The following is a 16142-nucleotide window of genomic DNA, read 5'->3' as shown; positions in this document are numbered from 1 at the left end:
TTCATGAAAAACAATGGAAGTTTTAAAAATATTGGAAAAACCGTTAGTAGCGAATATCAGGATGGAGTAAAGGTCTATCTTGAATCTGGAGATGATGAATATATTATTGGCAGAAAGTGGTTTTCAAAATTAAAGGATAAAATCAGCTTTGAAGCTGTTTCCGATAAAAAAGCTAATGGCGGCTGTCAATTAGTTATAAAAAGAGTAGAAAGCTCAAGCAACTCTAACAATAAAACATTTGGTATTGTCGATAGAGATGTTTTACTTGCCCACCCAAATTTTCAAGACTCTTTATGGTGGGAAACAAATAATCATATTTTTTCATCTACACAGCCTTATAAAAATGTCTTTATATTGCATCGCTGGGAATTGGAAAACTATTTATTACACCCTAATGCCTTGGCATCCTTAGTTGCGGACAAAAAGCTCGCTGAATCCTCAGCCATTTCGTCTTCAAGTATTGCTGATTTGCTGAATCGGCACGAGAGAGAATTAATAGCCGTCACTCTTTTATCCACAGTCCCGACCAAAACTGGCTCAAGCCAAGCGCCTGAAAAATATGGATTACAAGACAAAGGAGAGGATTTGATTACTAAAATTGCCGGAGAACTAGGCCTGACAATGGATAGCTTTATTGTTGAGCAAGAAAAAATCAGCCGGTTTGCTGAAGATGAAATTGAAGCAATTGACCGCTGGAACAAATTAAGCCGCTTGCTTGATGGCAAGAGAATCATGTATCGAATTGAACAACTCCTATCTGATTCAGATTTTGCCGGATTTAATATTCCGTTACAAAGTGAACGTGGGTATTTGGCGGGATACTTGGCTAGTCAAAACTTAATCGATCCCATGCTATCTGATTGGCTGAACAATATCTATCAAAACCATGTGTAAAAGATTCAGCGATATCGTGTTTTGTCGTTGCGGTCAATAGTATAAAAATTAATCGCCCCCAATATTCAAATGAGTTCTTTCGCAAAACGCATATATCAGTCCATCCAGCAAAGTGATCGAATTTAAGAAATAACCCCAAATGCTAGCCAAACTCATCGTTTATTGCGCTTACTACTTAAAATCCGCTGACTGGTATCGCACGGCCAAGCTGTTTTTTTACGACCTTCTGGAAAATAGCCACAGCCGCAAAAAGAAATATTTCGACGCGACGATGATCTGCTTGCTGATTTTCAGCGTGATTTTTCTGATTTACGACATCGAACACGAAGACAGCAAGATGGGCGGCTATTTCGAGCTGGCGATTCTGATCGTGTTTATCGTCGAATATTGCCTGCGGGGCTGGATTTATTCCGACACCTATAAAGTCATCATCGAAGAATATGAAAAAGCGCTGTATTTGAATCTGGATTTCAATCTGCTCGGCGTATTTCGGAAGGCTTTCGTTAGGGATATGGAATATATCACCTCGCCATTCGCGATTATCGACATCCTGGCGATTCTGCCCAGCTATCGGCCTTTGGCAATATTGCGCATCTTCATTATTTTCCGCCTGTTCAAGCTGTTTCGTTACTCCAATAGCGCTAAATTGTTTGCCGACGCATTGGCCAGCAAGCGCTTCGAATTAATGACACTGCTAATCTTCACCTGCTTTCTGGTGTTTATCGCCAGCGTGTCGATTTATATGTTCGAATACCAAGCGCCCGGTAGCGGCATCCATAATTTATTCGACGCGTTTTATTGGACCATCGTTACTTTGGCCACGGTGGGCTTTGGCGACATCACCCCGCAAACCACCGGCGGCCGCTGGGTAACGATCTTTTTGATACTGGCCAGTTTGGGCGTGTTGTCGTTCTTCACCTCCATCCTGATTGCCGCCTTCAGCGAGAAGATGCTGTCGGTTCGCGAAACCAGAACTTATGCCGAACTGGACCGGTACGACAGTTTCATTATTATTTGCGGCTTCGGCCGGGTCGGCCAGGAAATTGCCCGGCATTTGCATAACGAGCGGCAAAAATTCGTCGTGATAGACCCCACCCCGCAGAAAGTTGCGCTCGCAAAAAAGCGCGGCTATCTGGCACTTGAAAACGACGCCAGCAACAACGAAGTGTTGATGAATGCAGGGATTTGTCGCGGGGCGAGCGCCATTCTCTGTATCACCGGTGACGACGTGGTCAATGTGTACATCACCCTGACCAGCCGCCATCTGAATAAAGACCTGCGCATTATTTCCCGCGCCAATCGGCACGACAATGTCAACAAGCTGTATCAGGCCGGCGCGGATAACGTGATTCGGCCATTTGAAATCGCCGGCTTACTTGCAGCCGAATTCGTCGGCCAGCCGGTTGCCTTCGAAGCCATCTCCGGCATTTTGCATAATCAGACCGAAACGGTCATGGAGTCGGTATTAGTCAGCGAAAAATCGGTGCTGGACAATCAACAAATAGGCCAATTGGATTTACAGCAACGCAAGCTTACTTTGCTGGGCGTAATCAGCGACAATCCGATTCATCTGAAACATAAAAATAAATACCAAGTTAAACAGCAACATTTTTATTTCAATCCGGAAGTGGACTTTATTTTGCGGCATGGCGACATGCTGGTGCTATTGGGCCGCAAGTACGGCATCGATCACTTTCGCGATCAAGTGGAACAACGCCGTCTATTCAGCAGGAAGCCCGTATGAAAACCATTGCAGTATTCGGTTACAACCGGCTGTCGTTCGAGGCCATTAGCCGGTTGGACAAGGAGTTCTATCAAATCACCGTCATCGACCACGATCCGGTCAAAGTGGCACTAGCCCGGGAAAACGGCTTCGAAACCGCCAATATCGATTTCCGTAGCGATGACGATTTGAAACTGATCGGCATCGGCGCGCATGTTGATACGCTGTTTTGCTTTTTCGACACGGACTCTGAAAATGTATTTCTGACGCTTTCGGCGCGCGCGCTGGATAAGGAATTGAATATTATCGCGATTGTCGACAGCCCGGAATCGGCTGAAAAGCTGTTGGCGGCCGGCGCAAACAAGATTATCGACCCCTATGAAATCTGCGGACGCAAGATTCACGATATGCTAAAGAGGCCGGATATCAATGATATTTTCGATCACACTGTGTTCGGCAGGCACGACCTGCATCTGGCCGAGGTGACGATTCCTGAAAACAGCTATCTGGAAAAAACCCATGTCACACAGCTGCAGTTAAGTTCGCAGTACAATTTAATACTGATCGGTATCGTCAATAAACAAGTCAGCGAGCAGCTGCATTTTGTGGCCGAGGAATTCGACCGCCGCTTGAGTGTTGGCGATATTTTGGTCATTTTGGGCCCCTCCCGGGAAATTAGAGCATTCAAAAAAGACGTCGAAAATGAGTTTTGTAAAATTTAGTCCGCGTATTTGTTTTTTTCTGGGCTTTGCCGCCTGCGCTTCACTGTTGGCGGTTGGGGCTTATTTGCAGTTTGTCGAAGAACTAGAGCCTTGCCCGCTGTGTATCTCGCAGCGGCTGGCAATTCTGGCGACAGGCGCGATTTTCTTAATCGCCGGCTTGCATAATCGTGGCCGCAAAGTCTATGCGGTGTTGGGCGCCGCGGCGGCTTTGATTGGCGCCAGCGTTTCCGCTCGCCATATCTGGTTGCAACATCTGCCGCCCGAGGAAGTACCGGAATGTAGCCCGGGGTTGGAATATGTATTTCAGAATTTCCCGCTGGCCGACACCATTAAATTAATGCTGACCGGCACCGGCGAATGCGCGAAGATCGATTGGACTTTGCTTGGCCTGAGTATTCCGGCCTGGACCTTGGTCGCGTTTTTGTCGTTAGCGGGCTGGGGCTTTCTGCAATTCTTTAACGATGCAGATGCTGTGTAGCCGAGCGATAAACGGCTTGATCCAGGAAAATTTGTTTTACACCCCACAAAAGCCGCAATAATTGTGAGCTTGGGGTGCGGGATGTTTTCGAGCGACCAAGTTGTCTGAATTTCAGCCGCTACCGCGTAGGATCGACACAGCCTGGCAACAGGTTATGCACAAAAACGGGGCGGAGCCTTCGCGACATTTCCATAGCGGTCTGCGATATTTAACACAGATTAATTTTCAGCGTAAGCCATTGATTTATATTAACCAAGCCAGTTGGCTTAAATTTGCACAATTTAACAAATGTGTAATAAAAACCGACACTAAGCAGTTTTCTCGAAAGCCTATCCACAGAGTTATCCACAGATTTTGTGGGTAACTCAGATTCCTCAATCTAGTTAAAGACTTAGCGGCCTAATATCAAAAAAACATCACAAGACATGCCTAACTGTGACACTCCCGGCAATTTAATTTTGAAAGTTGCAGTGCCCGTTCCGCTGGACCGATTATTCGATTATCTGCCGCCGCTTGACCTTAGATTGTCCGAATTGCAACCGGGTGTTAGAGTGTTAGTGCCCTTCGGTAAGCGCCAGCAAGTGGGCGTATTGATGGCTGTCGCGGACAATTCCAGCTTCGACAGGGACAAACTGAAACCGGCTATCGCCATTCTGGATACCCATCCTCTCTTATCCGCAACCGATATAAGCCTGTTGCGCTGGGCCGCCCGCTACTATCACCACCCGCTCGGCGAAGTGCTGGCCGCTGCGTTTCCGGTGGCATTGCGTCAAGGCCGACCGGCTCTGCTACAACGGCAGCCCTATTTCGGCCTTAGTCCGCAAGGGCGGCTAGTCGCCCCTGAACAGTTACGCCGCGCACCCAAGCAACAAGCGCTATTGACCTTATTGCAAACTAGCGGTAGTGCGATGACCGGCACTGCGCTCAGCACCTATAAATCCGCGCTGAAAGCTTTGTTGGAAAAAGGTTTAGTGGCTGAGCAAGCGCCAGTTCCAGCCGCTGAATTAGCCCTTGCCCAGGCCTCGTTACCGGCTAATCCCGAACAGCAGGCGGCTATCGCTGCGGTGATCGCTAAGCTGGGCCGTTTTGCGGTATCGCTATTGGAGGGGGTTACCGGTAGCGGCAAAACCGAAGTGTATATGCAGATCATCGCCAAGGTGTTGGAGCAAGGTAAACAGGTGTTAGTTTTATTGCCGGAAATCAGCCTGACGCCGCAGCTGGAGCAACGTTTTCTGCAGCGTTTTGCCGTGAACATGGTGTCTACCCATTCCAAACTAACCGATAAGCAGCGTTTGCAGGCCTGGCTAAGCATGCAACAAGGCCACTCGGCAATTATGCTCGGCACCCGTTCCGCGCTGTTCACGCCCCTGCCGCGCCCCGGTCTGATTATTCTCGACGAAGAGCACGACAGTTCGTTCAAACAACAAGAAGGATTTCGTTTTTCCGCGCGGGATGTCGCTATCGCCAGAGCCAAAGGTTTAGGCATCCCGGTATTGCTGGGCTCAGCGACGCCCTCGCTGGAAAGCATGGCGAATGTCGCGCAGCACCGCTATCAATTGCTGCATTTGCCCAATCGGGCCGGCAATGCCACGGCTCCGCGTTTTCAATTATTGGATATACGTAATAAAAGGATGGAAGCTGGCTTATCTGAGCCGCTGCTGGCGGAAGTGCACGCCACGTTAGCCAAGCAGCAACAAGCTCTGATTTTTCTAAACCGCCGAGGCTATGCGCCGGTGCAGATCTGCCATGGCTGCGGCTGGGTCTCGCGCTGTCGGCGTTGCGATGCGAATCTGGTGATTCACGCCGCCGACCGTGTGCTACGTTGTCATCACTGCGGCAGCGAGCAGCCCTTGCTCAAGCATTGTCCGGCGTGTAAAACCGGCGAATTACAGGCCTTGGGCTTGGGCACCGAACGTATCGAACAAACCTTGGAGGCCGTGTTTCCAGATAAGGTAGTCGTACGTTTGGACAGAGACACGACGCAGCGCAAGGGTTCATTGGAACAATATCTGGAGCAGATTCACGATGGCGCGGTCGATATTATTCTCGGGACACAAATGCTCGCCAAGGGCCACCATTTTCCGGGCGTGACGCTGGTCGCCATTCTGGATATAGACAGCGGCTTGTTCAGTATTGACTATCATGGCAGCGAAAGACTGGCGCAATTGATTGTGCAGGTCGCTGGCCGGGCCGGCCGCGCCGATCAGCCCGGCAAGGTGATATTGCAAACCCGGCATCCGCAACACCCCTTGCTCGACACCTTGTTAAGTAAGGGCTATCGGGCTTTCGCGCAAAGTGCGCTCCAAGAGCGCCGACAGGCCGGCTTACCGCCGTTCGGCCATCAGGCCTTGCTTAGGGTGCAAGCTGGCAAAGCCGAAGAGCCGCAGCAGTTTTTACAAGCGGTTTGCCAGGCGATCAACTCCTTGAATCCCGGCAAAGTTCAGGTATTGGGTCCGGTGGCGGCACCGATGGCCAGGCGCGCGGGTTTGTTTCGTTTCCAATTGTTGTTACAGAGCCCGCAACGTAAAGAACTGCATCAATTATTGGATAGTTTGTTGCCGGCTATTTATGCGTTGAAAGACGCCAAAAAGGTGCGCTGGTCGCTGGATGTGGATCCGGTCGACTTGTATTAACCCAATCCGCCAAAATCCGGCTATTTAGTCCGGTTTATGTAATAATTCCCGCCCTTTGCGAGGGATCGTAGCGAAACCCATAGACATCTGCATCGGTAATATTCAGCGCAGTTGGATTGCACTGTTACAAACTAGGTGTCTATGCCTATAACTAAAATAACGAAGGTATTTTTCAATGTGTTGGAGTGGAGAAGCGTCAGGCGTGTTGGCTGCCGCAGGTTTAACGACCGCTGTTTACGTGGCTTACAAAGGCGAATCCAAGGAACTGTGGATTCCATTAACCTATTTTGCCTTGATGGAACTACTGCAGGCATTAACGTATGTGTACATCAATCTGTGCGATAACCCGAATAATCAGGTGTTAACGCTGCTGGGTTATCTGCACATCGCCTTCCAGCCGTTTTTCGTGAACATGGTGGCGATGTACTTCATTCCGGAAAGCGTCAAACTAAAGATAAGAACCACGGTTTACACCTTGTGTGCGATCAGTTCGCTGGCGATGCTGATCAAGATGTATCCATTCGCTTGGGCAGGCGACTGTGTCCCCGGCACCGAAGGTTTTTGCGGCGTGCAAACCTGCTCGGTTTCCGGTGATTGGCATATCGCCTGGCAAATGCCTTTAAACGGTTTGATGTCGCAACCCGTGACTTGGTTGCTGGGCTTTAACTGGGGCTTGCATGCGTTTTCGTACATTTTGGCGGCGTTTTATCTGCCTATCATGTACGGTTCCTGGCGCTTCGTGGCTTTCCATTATTTGATCGGCCCGTGGATTTCCGACGTGACCACCAACGATCCTAACGAGTATTGCGCGGTATGGTGTCTGTTTTCGATTGCGCTGTGCGTGTCAGTGATCAAAACACCGATCAGAAAACATTTGCATGTGAAGACCTGGCCGTTTTATCAACGTGAAGTAGGCGACAGTTTGTAAGATGACCATCAGTAAACAGGATATTCTCGACGCATATCAATTTCGTCACGCCTGTAAGGAATTTGACGCCGAGCGCAACATCGCCGGCGCGGATTTCGATTTCATTTTGGAGCTTGCCAGACTCTCGCCCAGTTCCTTCGGGCTGGAGCCTTGGCAGTTTCTGGTCATGCAAAATCCGGATTTACGGGAAAAACTGCGCCAGTTTACCTGGGGCGGGCAAAAACAACTGCCTACCGCCAGCCATGTGATTTTGACGCTGGTGCGGAAAAGCCATTTCATGCGCTACGACAGCGCTTATCTGCAACACATCATGCGCGATGTGCAGCAGTTTCCGGAAGACATCGTCAGTTTGCGTAGCGGCTTGATCGAAAAATTTCAGCGCAGCGATTTTGACTTACTGGGTTCCGAACGCACACTAATCGACTGGGCGACCCGGCAAACCTATCTGCCGCTGGCCAATATGATGACTGCGGCGGCGATGATAGGTATCGACTCTTGTCCGATAGAAGGTTTTGAGCGGGTGGAAGTAGAGCGGCTTTTGGCGGAGCATGCCGACGTGAACCTGGAGCACTGGTCAGCGGCATATATGGTAGCGTTCGGTTACCGGAAAAATCCGCCGGCACGGCCGAAAACTCGACAAGAGCGCGACGCAGTGGTGCGCTGGCTGGATTAATTGATCCCGCAGCTTGCCTGGTCGCTGTCGTTTAACGACAAGGAATAGCGCGCCACAGGACGGCGCACGCCGATAAAGCGCTCCCGCCAATACGGCTGCCTGAGGTCGGAAACCATGACTTGACCAGTCCGGCTACTGGGAGCATGCACGAACTGCTCGCCGCCGATATAAATGCCGACATGCGAAAACGGCCGGTCGGTAGTGAAAAACAACAGATCGCCGGGCTGCCTTTGCTCGGGTTGCACCGCCGGCAATTGCCGAGCTAGCGATTGGGTGTCACGCGGCAGACGCACGCCTTGGCGGTTGTAAACGTAATACACCAAACCGCTGCAATCGAAGCCCTGACTGGGCGACTCACCCCCATACACATAAGGCATGCCTCGCAATTGTAACGCGTCATTGGCCGCGATCCGGTTGCCGCCTTCGGTAGTAGGCAATACAGTCAGCGGTGGCTTTTCGTTGCTGGCGCAGCCGATAAGTTGGCTAAGCATGACAGCCGTCACCATCTGACTCAGCAGTAACAAAGCGCAGCGGTGAGGTCGATAAATGGACATCGGCGTTATCGGCAACAAAATCATCAATTTGCATATTATAGACAGGCTATTCGCCGCCCGCTCGCTGTTTATCGCTGACCGGCAATACTTTGATGTGTCTGCCGTGGTAAGCGAAAACACTCGACAGCCCCACCTGCGTGCCGAGCCTTTTGTACTGCAACACGCGCCGGGGCATCAGTTGGCGTTGCCAAACTGCTGACAGCGAGGCTGGCAAAGATATTGGGTTTGAGCCCATGCTGCACAATAAGCCGCCTGAGACATATCGCTACATTGCCAGGTCTCGATATGCTTGATCCACTGCGCTGAAATTCCCATCGCTTCTCCTCGTCAAAAAACACAAGGATGAACTATTTGTCGATTGATTTTCAGGTGGGGCCGTCGAGTGCTTTCTTTTAAACGAAGGTAAGTGAGTGTTCGAAATTCAGGGTTCCCGCGCCCCGGTGTGAACAGGGGAAAAGCTTTACGGGAACGAAATATTGATGGCTAGCCAGTTTTATTTATTTTTAGGCCAAGAAACTACAGATGGTGATTTTCAGTTTTTATTAAAGTGATAAACGTCGCCGAATTTGCCTTTTAAGGTCATGGATTTATCGGTTTTTTCTTGCAACGCAAATATGTCGAATTTATCCGATCTACCCAAAAGGGCGATTTTTAATTTACCGCCTTCTATTTCGTAAGCCACCGGAGACTGGTCGTAAAAAGTACCTTCGCGCGGAATATGGGTGATGGTGACTTTGCCATCTTTAAATGTCCAGGTATCTTCGCGCTTGATGGTATCCGTTGAAGTAACCGATTTTTTGGTGTATTCCAACTTCCAGCTGCCTTGCATTTCTTCCTTGGATTGCAGCGGAATGTCCGCAAAACTCAGGCCGGAAAATACCGATAGGCCTAGTAAAACAGCGGCTAATTTGATTTTTTTCATTGTGCTCTCCTGTTGGTAAATAACAAGAAAATCATTCTACGCTCAGGCAGGAGCAAAGTATCTTTAAATTATTGGGGTATATGCGGAAGGTTTTAAAAAACCGTTTTAAGCCTGTTTTCTTGGTCGATACTTGGAGGCTGTTCAGTCCTTATTTTTTAAAGTGTCGCTCCTGAAGCCGCTTATTCAAACGCAGTGATCACCTCGCTTTCCAATTTGCCGGCGTCCATCCAAGCGTTTACCGCCGGACAAGCCAGCACCGTGTCCACATACGCTTGCGCTTCTTTATTGGTTTCCAGTTGATAGCTGTGAAAACGTAAGGCAACCGGTGCGAACACTGCGTCCAACATTGTAAATCGGCCGAATAACCACGGGCCATCTTGGTGGTGGAGTTGGCGGTAGTGTTGCCAAATTTCGCCGATGCGTTCGATGTCCGGATGCACCGCTTCCGGCAAGGGCTTAGCTGTTGGTGTGCGCTTGCAATTCATACCGCAGTAGGTGCGCAGTGCAGTGAAACCGGAATGCATTTCAGCGGCCAGGGAACGGGCAATAGCGCGCTCGGCAAAATCGTCCGGCCAGCCTTGGGTTTGCGGAAAGCGCTCCGCTAGATATTCCAATATTGCCAGTGAATCCCACACCTTAAGCTCGCCATCTAACAGCACCGGCACTTTACCGGTCGGCGAGTATTGCAGCAGCTTGTCTTTCGAATCTTCACGATACAAAGGGATTCTAATTTCCGCAAAATCGATGTCGTGATATTTCAAAAATAGCCAAGGCCGCAGTGACCAGGATGAATAGTTTTTGTTGCCGATGACTAAGGACAGACTCATAAACTGGAACTCCATTACGAAACTAAAATGCTATTACGCAAAAAAAGGTTTGTGGCTCAGGTATAGCCCCTGACTATAGCCGTATACTGACCTTGGCTTCAAGTGCTTGTTAAACAGATGACAATGATTTATTTCGGCCACAAGCCACCGAGAAATTTAGTCTATTTTTGAATGGCTGATGATCAACGGCTATGACGCATTGTCCGTGCTGTTTTGTATCAAAACATCTAGGAGAGATTCGGGGAGTCGCTATTTTTGCCGAAAGATTTTTTTCGAGCATCCCAGCAGGAAAAAATCGGCAAAAACTACGCGACCGCTTATGCCTTCGGCGCCCCGATTCGTCCGCGTCACCTCGTTCCGACCCGACAAGGGGGTCGGAACATCGGCTCTCGCATGACTTGACGCCGTGTCGCGATGCCTTGCTCGGGCCCAATTCCAGTTGGTATATCGATCAAAACTTACACCCCCGTGTTTAGTCAATTAGCGCCGGTGGATGCCGCCCACTTCTTACCCAAGGTGCTAGGTACTCTAGCCAGTCGATACGACAGGGAGAAATTCGGTCAATACACTAATGCTTATGATGCAGTGCAAACGCTGTTTTTGAATATCATGGAAGTCAGCGACGGTACCAGACCGCCAGAAGCGCTAACTGATTTTTCTGATATACCGGTTTGGAGCAGCAGGATATGGCAAATCACCGGTGGTTTGAAACAGGCTTTTCCTAGAAATTACCGGCGTTACGTAGATCCGGGCTGCAATCATACGGTGTTCCGGTATGACGAGTTTTATACGTCCAACTTAACCAGCGCGGCCGGGGTAAACATTAGTTTTATTGATTGGTTAAAAGGCATGACCAGCGACGACACAGGAAGTTGGAAAAATCTGAGCTGTACTCCGGGTGTAAATTGCGGAGAAGAGCAATTGACCGCTACGGGCATTCAATCTTGCTTGGGCCGCACCTTCGAACCCTAGTTACGGATGATTAACGCGTTCCTGAGCTACACAGTCGGGAACGCATTTTAACTGCAGTGCTCGCCAATATCCTCAAACCATATATTTGGCGACTGCTCTATGAAGCGGCCCATCAAACCGATACACGCCGCGTCGTTCAATTCCACGATCTTAACCCCGGCTTCTCTCAACCAATCCAGGTGGCCGGCAAAGTTGGCTGATTCGCCGACCACCACCGTGCCAATATTAAATTGCCGGATTAATCCAGAGCAATACCAACAGGGCACTAAGGTCGTCACCAGGATTTTGTCGCGGTAGTTGGTTTGCCGGCCGGCTTTGCGAAAAGCATCGGTTTCGCCATGCACGGACGGGTCGTTATCCTGTACCCGGCGATTACGGCCACGACCTAACAATGTGCCATCCGCAGCAAACAAGGCCGCGCCGACCGGCACACCGCCTTCGTCAAAACCAGCTTGAGCCTCGGCAAATGCCACGGCCAGCATCTCGTTATAGTTCATCGTAAATCCTAAAATTGATTAGGTAGCTCTAAACATTCGGGAAAGAGCTATAGGAATAACTTATAGCCCATACGCCAACACAATCCCAACAAACACCACCAGACCGAACCAGTTATTGTTCAAAAACGCTTTGAAGCAATTAGGTTTATCGAAATGAAAAATCAGTTTTTGTTGGTAAACCGCCAGAACGCTTGCGGCCAATAAACCGCCGTAATACGGCCAGCTCAATTGTTGCATTACCCCGACCGTAATCAACAAACCTAAAATGACGATTTGCAGCCCGCCGGTGATTTCTCGCACCCTTTTGCCAAATAAAATGGCCGTGGATTTGACGCCGATTTTCAAATCGTCGTCAATATCCACCATGGCGTACATGGTGTCGTAAACCAGCGCCCACAGCAGTACGGCCAGATACAAAATCCAGCCCACCAAAGGAATTTCGTTGGTTTGCGCGGCAAAGGCCATCGGCACCGCAAAGCCAAACGCCGCGCCCAAGTAAGCCTGCGGCAGATGGGTAAAGCGCTTCATAAACGGATAGCTGGCCGCCAAAAACGCCCCGATAAACGACAGCGCTATGGTGTACCAGTTCATCGTCAATACCAAGCCGAAGGCCGTCAGACATAACACTGCAAACACGATCAAGGCTTCTCTCGGCGTCACCTTGCCGGCCGCGATGGGCCGCAGCTTGGTGCGATCGACATGTGGATCGAAATCCTTGTCGGCATAATCGTTAATCACACAGCCTGCGGCGCGCATCAACACGACCCCGGCCACAAATACCGTCAGCACCAACGTATCGGGATGGCCGTTACCGGCTATCCACAAGGCCCACAAGGTAGGCCAAAGCAGAATCAGGATGCCGATGGGTTTATCGAAACGGGCTAGGAGCCAGTATTGGTGGAAGCGGTCTTTGAGGGTTTCCATGAATCAAGGATGAATTAAAAGTATTGATAGACGACTAAACAGTTAATCGATGATATTTTGACTTAAAGCGATAAATCAAATTAGGCTTTGCACCGAGGGGACCTTAAGTTTGAAGATGGTGACAAAATATCCCGACTAACAAGGGACCGCCGTTGGCAATTTTATCTGGAGAAAAATGGATTCGGTCTCTATCCGGCTCAAGCTTACTGTGCCACCAAAACACAACATCTTCGCCGTTAACATTGATTGTTCGCTCTCTCCGTGCTTGGCTATTTCCTTTGGTATTTCCGTTTTCATCCGTGATGTCTACGCCAAGCGAACCAAACTCAGCCGTTACATTTTGCCAAGAGCCCAAGAAAATTCTTTTGCCGTGATCAGACAGAGCACTGAGATGCATAGTTAGAGGTTCAACAAGATCCCGATAAGGTTTACTCATATCTTTGATGCCATTGAATGAGTCGGGAATAAAATCAATAGAAGGGAACGCGGAAGCCGCAAATCTTGCCATTTCATCGGGATTCTTAGTGGTGTCAAGAATCAGCCACCGAAAATAGCCTCGATAGCTTTGAAAATCTCCGATAAACCATAAATTTGCTATCCGGTTATTGACCGTAACAGCATGATTTCCAACTGGACGAACGGCTGGAAAAACCAGACAAGCAACAGCGTTTGCCTTGTTTTGAATTGTTTGTTCGTGAGCCCAAGCTATCGACGGGGCAAATTCTTTACCATTGTTGTCAATTTGTACGTCAAAATCTCTCGGCTCATACGAGTCGAGTTCCTGCCATTTGGGCAGTCTGCCAAAGATACTCGCGACGCGTTCCTGAACTTCCCAAGGTATCGCCATTGGCGAATCAGGTTCATACAATCCATAAAAAGTTTTATTTTGCCAGACGACGGTTTCAAACAACTCTTCCGAATAACAGGCTAGCTGTCCTTGGTCATGCGCATCATCCAGTAAATCCAGCATCACCTCCAATGCCTCTATGCAGTTATTTTGCTCTAGCTCATCGAAATGCCAGCTTGTTTCGTCAATCACGAAGGGCATGACTTATTGCCTTGGACGCCTTACGCGCGTTAGGGCGGCAACATCAAGTTGGTACTGATCGAAAAAACCGCGAGGCCAAGAGGCAATGCCTCCGGTTTCGGTAAAGCGCAGTGTCTGTGGGTCCATTCCATCGACATCGAAGAAATGGATAATTGCTTGATCTTTGGTCAGCATACTATGCTCGCCAATAGCGCGGCGAATACCGTTCAAGACATGATCGGAGTGGGTTTCCACCACAACCTGCACGCCGGCCGATGCCATGGCGGCAAGGAAATATCCCATTTGCGATTGCCCGGCGGGATGAAGATGAGCTTCAGGATTTTCCACGATTAAAAGTCCACCGTTTCCAGCGGTTAAACCGGCAAGGATTACCGGTAGCGCATAAGTCACCCCAAATCCCATATTCGGCGGTCGCACCCACTCGCCATTGGGAACGCGGAAGCGCAATGCTGTTACCGTTCTAATCGAAATAGATTCGGTATCGATTTGTACTGGTCGCGCAACCCTCGATAGCCACCGCTCGGTCTCGAATTTCAATAACGCGGCATCCTCTTCGCCAAATCCAGGGCAGCGGCGGGATTCATCGATGGATAAACTGTCAAGACTATATATAACCTGAGCACTAAATTCTCCTCGGAAACCGACTTCCAAGAGTTCTGGAGGTAATGCTGTAGAGCCAAGAATGTTGCGTGGACCATAGCGTTCAGCACAAAGATATTGAAATGTTCGGCCTCCTTCAATGAAGAGCATTGGAAATTCTGGTTGTTGTGATTCTATTTCTGCATAGAGAGAACTAGCATTTCCTGTCAACTTCCATGAATAGGTTGTCTCAGTGTCATCCGTAAGATCAAACCTTACCTGCTCCTGAGCATTCCAGTTTTGAATATCTTCGAAAGAGCCCAATTCCAAACCGAACGGACCATTCAAAGGAACAATACTATCTCCGCGCCGAACGGACTCTTTTAAAAGCAGCAAAGCATGGATTACGGAAGTTTTACCGGCACCGTTCATGCCGGCCAGAATTGTCAGCGGCGCCATTTTGAAACTGGCCTCCGCAAACATTTTGAAGCCGCTTAGTTTAAATTCACGGATCATATGAAAATTTTCACCAGAGCTTTACGAGGCTTGTCTAGTCGATCAACTACTTTTCGATAAGAACCGGTGCCGGAACTTACTGCAGTGTCGTAATCAGGGTCCTTGAAAAGGTCCCGCAAAGATTTTTGGATAACTTCTTTATTAGCAACAACAATCTCCGTCGGGTAATCGGCAAGTGCTAATGTTTGTGACTCAAAAATTGCTCGGTTGAGACGACCACTGGGAGTTAAATTAAAAGGGTGCCATCTTCGAAACGCCCCTACACCAAACACTAGATGACAATTTCGCATTGCTTGGTGGAATGCAGTTTCTAGTTTTTTTAAATCCGCCGGTTTCGCTTGCTGGTCTAGCCAGCGAGCAAAATCTAACAAAAACACATCCAAGCTTGAAGCGCTGGCATATTTGTTTAATGGTATGGAGTAGAAAGCACAAAAGCGTAAAGCCATTTCCCTATCTGTCATCCTCTTGCTATCGCGAATCCATTGTCCAGAAGAGTCCTTACTCCAAAAAAACTTTCCTGTGGCTTGTTCAAAGCTGCTGCTTTCTACCAGTTTACGCAAAAATTCACGAGAACGTTCCTTGCTCATGCAATGACGAATTTCTTGTGCAGTCAGTGGACTGCCACCTGTATTTACACGGTTGAAAATATCGTATTTGACATCATCCGGTGTTTGCGGCTCGATGACATGAGCAACGATCTGGGTTCCGGCAAAACGCCGCTTGGTTGCGGGATCGAGAGAGGAAAATGTCGCCCCTTTTAGTGGACTCAGATATTCAAGATGCTCTTCCTTCAACTCTAACTGATTGGACATAAACCGCTTGATAGTAGTCAGTCGCTGAACACCATCAATCACCTGTTGAGCGCCGTCTTTATCCTGGTTGAAGTAAAAAGCAGGGAGAGGGATGCCTAATAGAATAGATTCAATAAGGCGTATCTGTTGCTTGGTATTCCAAACGAAAGTCCTTTGAAAATCGGGCGCTAAATCCAATTCTTTTTCTTGATCCGGTTCCTTGTCTTCGATTTGGGTGTAAATCTCCCGGATAGTGAAGTTTTTAGTGGTAATTCGAATATCGTTCGGATTCCAAGGCTTCATTTTTAGATCCGACCCAGATTTGTCCTCGTCTTCTAATGTAATTTCATCAGCGGAAGCATCGGCCTCATCGATCAGATCAGATTGCTTTTTTTTAGTCATAAACGCTTCAAACTTGATAAACAGCAAAAATAAGGCGGCTTATAACAAACGAAATTGAT

Annotated in this window: 17 protein-coding genes; 9 read left to right on the top strand and 8 right to left on the bottom strand. The window is 48.8% G+C overall.

Annotated elements, in window-relative coordinates; all coding sequences use genetic code 11:
• Positions 1 to 3 precede the first annotated feature (3 nt).
• From EBA_RS23850 to EBA_RS23820, 7 genes are all read left to right on the top strand, one after another.
• Positions 4 to 894 carry a DUF4435 domain-containing protein gene (locus EBA_RS23850; RefSeq protein ID WP_192377036.1) on the top strand — a complete coding sequence of 297 codons (891 nt, stop codon included), beginning with the start codon at positions 4 to 6 and terminating at the stop codon, positions 892 to 894.
• Positions 895 to 1033: 139 nt separating this feature from the next.
• Positions 1034 to 2638: an NAD-binding protein gene (locus tag EBA_RS23845; protein WP_192377035.1), complete on the top strand. Its 1605-nt coding sequence runs from the start codon at positions 1034 to 1036 to the stop codon at positions 2636 to 2638.
• Complete coding sequence (locus tag EBA_RS23840) at positions 2635 to 3339, top strand: potassium channel family protein (RefSeq protein WP_192377034.1); 705 nt, start codon at positions 2635 to 2637, stop codon at positions 3337 to 3339. The genes EBA_RS23845 and EBA_RS23840 overlap by 4 nt, the downstream gene beginning before the upstream one ends.
• On the top strand, positions 3320 to 3817 hold the full coding sequence (locus EBA_RS23835; protein ID WP_192377033.1) for a disulfide bond formation protein B: 498 nt from the start codon (positions 3320 to 3322) through the stop codon (positions 3815 to 3817). Before EBA_RS23840 ends, EBA_RS23835 begins: the two co-directional genes overlap by 20 nt.
• 425 nt (positions 3818 to 4242) lie before the next feature.
• Positions 4243 to 6450 (top strand): primosomal protein N', encoded by a 2208-nt coding sequence (locus tag EBA_RS23830; protein WP_192377032.1) that lies wholly within the window; start codon positions 4243 to 4245, stop codon positions 6448 to 6450.
• A 175-nt stretch (positions 6451 to 6625) separates the two neighbouring features.
• Positions 6626 to 7378: a DUF5765 domain-containing protein gene (locus tag EBA_RS23825; RefSeq protein ID WP_036272963.1), complete on the top strand. Its 753-nt coding sequence runs from the start codon at positions 6626 to 6628 to the stop codon at positions 7376 to 7378.
• A gap of 1 nt (position 7379) precedes the next feature.
• Entirely contained in the window at positions 7380 to 8051 is a 672-nt protein-coding gene (locus EBA_RS23820) for an NAD(P)H-dependent oxidoreductase (RefSeq protein ID WP_192377031.1), read from the top strand.
• Here EBA_RS23820 and EBA_RS23815 read toward each other — a convergent pair.
• Complete coding sequence (locus EBA_RS23815) at positions 8048 to 8542, bottom strand: C40 family peptidase (RefSeq protein WP_192377030.1); 495 nt, start codon at positions 8540 to 8542, stop codon at positions 8048 to 8050. The two genes, EBA_RS23820 and EBA_RS23815, sit on opposite strands and share 4 nt — an antisense overlap.
• A gap of 55 nt (positions 8543 to 8597) precedes the next feature.
• On the opposite strand from EBA_RS23815, the gene EBA_RS23810 reads away from it, so the two are divergent.
• The gene (locus EBA_RS23810) at positions 8598 to 8804 is read left to right on the top strand and encodes a hypothetical protein (protein ID WP_192377029.1); all 207 of its coding nucleotides are present in this window, start codon (positions 8598 to 8600) and stop codon (positions 8802 to 8804) included.
• A 333-nt stretch (positions 8805 to 9137) separates the two neighbouring features.
• On the opposite strand, the gene EBA_RS23805 is transcribed toward EBA_RS23810, so the two are convergent.
• Both EBA_RS23805 and EBA_RS23800 read right to left on the bottom strand, forming a co-directional pair.
• Entirely contained in the window at positions 9138 to 9527 is a 390-nt protein-coding gene (locus EBA_RS23805) for a lipocalin family protein (RefSeq protein WP_192377028.1), read from the bottom strand.
• Between the two features lie 179 nt (positions 9528 to 9706).
• Positions 9707 to 10354, bottom strand: a complete 648-nt coding sequence (locus EBA_RS23800; protein WP_192377027.1) for a glutathione S-transferase family protein — start codon at positions 10352 to 10354, stop codon at positions 9707 to 9709.
• 468 nt (positions 10355 to 10822) lie between these two features.
• Between EBA_RS23800 and EBA_RS23795 the strand changes: the two genes are divergently transcribed.
• Positions 10823 to 11326, top strand: a complete 504-nt coding sequence (locus EBA_RS23795) for a hypothetical protein (protein ID WP_192377026.1) — start codon at positions 10823 to 10825, stop codon at positions 11324 to 11326.
• 47 nt (positions 11327 to 11373) lie between these two features.
• Here EBA_RS23795 and EBA_RS23790 read toward each other — a convergent pair whose 3' ends face one another.
• The 5 genes from EBA_RS23790 to EBA_RS23770 all read right to left on the bottom strand — a co-directional run bounded on the left by EBA_RS23790 (position 11374) and on the right by EBA_RS23770 (position 16083).
• Complete coding sequence (locus EBA_RS23790) at positions 11374 to 11823, bottom strand: nucleoside deaminase (RefSeq protein WP_192377025.1); 450 nt, start codon at positions 11821 to 11823, stop codon at positions 11374 to 11376.
• A gap of 60 nt (positions 11824 to 11883) precedes the next feature.
• On the bottom strand, positions 11884 to 12747 hold the full coding sequence (gene ubiA, locus EBA_RS23785) for a 4-hydroxybenzoate octaprenyltransferase (RefSeq protein ID WP_192377024.1): 864 nt from the start codon (positions 12745 to 12747) through the stop codon (positions 11884 to 11886).
• A gap of 103 nt (positions 12748 to 12850) precedes the next feature.
• On the bottom strand, positions 12851 to 13795 hold the full coding sequence (locus EBA_RS23780) for a hypothetical protein (protein ID WP_192377023.1): 945 nt from the start codon (positions 13793 to 13795) through the stop codon (positions 12851 to 12853).
• Positions 13796 to 13798: 3 nt separating this feature from the next.
• Complete coding sequence (locus EBA_RS23775) at positions 13799 to 14890, bottom strand: AAA family ATPase (protein WP_192377022.1); 1092 nt, start codon at positions 14888 to 14890, stop codon at positions 13799 to 13801.
• Positions 14887 to 16083, bottom strand: coding sequence for a DUF262 domain-containing protein (locus tag EBA_RS23770; protein ID WP_223146735.1), 1197 nt, complete (start codon positions 16081 to 16083; stop codon positions 14887 to 14889). Before EBA_RS23770 ends, EBA_RS23775 begins: the two co-directional genes overlap by 4 nt.
• Between the last annotated feature and the right edge of the window lie 59 nt (positions 16084 to 16142).

Source organism: Methylomonas albis (assembly GCF_014850955.1).
GTDB classification, from domain to species: Bacteria; Pseudomonadota; Gammaproteobacteria; order Methylococcales; family Methylomonadaceae; genus Methylomonas; species Methylomonas albis.
This window is presented reverse-complemented; position numbering and strand designations above follow the sequence as displayed.